This is a genomic window from Carnobacterium sp. 1290_CSPC (genome assembly GCF_001053265.1).
GTDB lineage: Bacteria > Bacillota > Bacilli > Lactobacillales > Aerococcaceae > Aerococcus > Aerococcus urinaeequi.
On record NZ_JVVG01000112.1, the window covers coordinates 1 to 377 of the forward strand.

Sequence of the window (377 nt, forward strand, 5' to 3'; positions counted from 1 at the left end):
TCGGGAAAACAGGATTCGAACCTGCGACCCCTTGGTCCCAAACCAAGTGCTCTACCAAGCTGAGCTATTTCCCGCTATTAAAAAAATAAACATGCACCCAGCAGGATTCGAACCTGCAACCGCCTGATTCGTAGTCAGGTACTCTATCCAGTTGAGCCATGGGTGCATAAATATAAAATGCCGAGGACCGGGGTCGAACCGGTACGAGGTTAACCCTCGCAGGATTTTAAGTCCTGTGCGTCTGCCAATTCCGCCACCCCGGCATATTATAAAATGTATTTATATGGATGTCCTTTCGGACAAAGCGGAAAACGGGGTTCGAACCCGCGACCCCCACCTTGGCAAGGTGGTGCTCTACCACTGAGCTATTTCCGCGT

At 50.7% G+C, this 377-nt stretch carries 4 tRNA genes; all 4 read right to left on the minus strand.

Going from position 1 to position 377, the window contains the following annotated elements:
• Nucleotides 1–74 (minus strand) — tRNA-Pro (locus tag AC973_RS09095).
• Between the two features lie 18 nt (nucleotides 75–92).
• Nucleotides 93–166 (minus strand) — tRNA-Arg (locus AC973_RS09100).
• Nucleotides 167–178: 12 nt separating this feature from the next.
• Nucleotides 179–263: transfer RNA gene (locus AC973_RS09105), tRNA-Leu, on the minus strand.
• A 40-nt stretch (nucleotides 264–303) separates the two neighbouring features.
• A tRNA-Gly gene (locus tag AC973_RS09110) sits at nucleotides 304–375 on the minus strand.
• Nucleotides 376–377: the final 2 nt, after the last annotated feature.